Annotated in this window: 1 protein-coding gene; it reads left to right on the top strand. The window is 56.4% G+C overall.

Going from position 1 to position 1,182, the window contains the following annotated elements:
- Positions 1-76: 76 nt before the first annotated feature.
- A complete protein-coding gene (locus INQ47_RS25600) occupies positions 77-1,150 on the top strand; it encodes an IS630 family transposase (RefSeq protein ID WP_033698628.1) in 1,074 nt (357 codons plus the stop codon).
- Positions 1,151-1,182: the final 32 nt, after the last annotated feature.

Raw genomic sequence — 1,182 nt, forward strand, 5'->3', positions numbered from 1 at the left:
CTAGTGTGGTGTTTCACAAATACCGCCGAGAATCTGAGCTAGGCTCTGTAGAAGCCAACTCTCCAAGGGCATCGACATGGGCCGGCCAGCAACCGTCATTACCCTTTCCGAAACTGAAAAGTCGGAACTGCTACGCCGGATCAAACTTCGCAAAGGCGCTCAGGATGCCCGCCTGCGCGCAGAGATAATTCTCGGCTGTGCCGCAGGCGAATCAGGCAATGACATCGCTCAGCGCTTAGGCACGAGCAAGGATGTGGTTTCGCGGTGGCGTCAGCGTTTCTCTAAGTTGGGGCTGCTGGGGCTGAACGATGAACCGCGCTCTGGCCGGCCTCGTACTATTTCCGATGAGCAAGTTCAGCAAGTGGTAAACCAAGTGCTGCAAGGTAAGCCCGACGACTCCAGTCATTGGAGCACGCGACGGATGAGTCGTGAGACGGGCCTGTCTCCTGCAAGCGTGATGCGCATCTGGCACGCGTTCGGGATCAAGCCGCACTTGGAAAAGACCTTCAAGCTTTCCACTGATCCGTTGTTTGTCGACAAGGTTCACGACATCGTTGGGCTCTACTTGAACCCACCCGAACGAGCCTTGGTGCTTTGCGTTGATGAGAAGAGCCAGATCCAAGCGCTGAACCGCACACAGCCGGGCCTACCGCTTTCCCCAGGTAACCCAGCAACCCGCACACATGACTACAAACGACACGGAACGACCTCGCTGTTCGCAGCCCTGGACGTGGCAACCGGTGAGGTGATTGGCCGACTCAAACGACAACATCGCAGTACCGAGTTTCTCGCCTTCCTAAGGGAGATCGATGTGTCAGTGCCTGCCGATATGCCGATCCATCTGATCATGGACAATTACGCGACTCACAAGACCGACAAAGTCAGGGCGTGGCTTGCGGCGCGACCGCGCTACAACATCCACTTCACGCCGACCTCGGCATCTTGGCTGAATCTGGTTGAGCGGTTTTTCTCAACGCTGAGCGAGAAGTGGATCAAGCGGCAGGCACATGTCAGCGTTAAGGATCTGGAGGCGTCGATCGAGTACTACCTGGAAACCTACAACCAGAACCCGAAGCCATTTCGGTGGCACAAGAAGGCCGAGGACATCCTTGCCTCAGTCGCTCGCGCGGCGCGAGCGCTGGGCAAATGATTTTCAGTGGTATTTGTGAAACACCACACTAG

The sequence above is a fragment of the Pseudomonas sp. 3HC3 genome (assembly GCF_044904505.1).
Taxonomy (GTDB): domain Bacteria; phylum Pseudomonadota; class Gammaproteobacteria; order Pseudomonadales; family Pseudomonadaceae; genus Aquipseudomonas; species Aquipseudomonas putida_Y.

Bases quoted from the DNA above. Each gene is read 5' to 3' on its own strand.
- INQ47_RS25600 (WP_033698628.1), top strand. From the start codon at position 77: ATGGGCCGGCCAGCAACCGTCATTACCCTTTCCGAAACTGAAAAGTCG.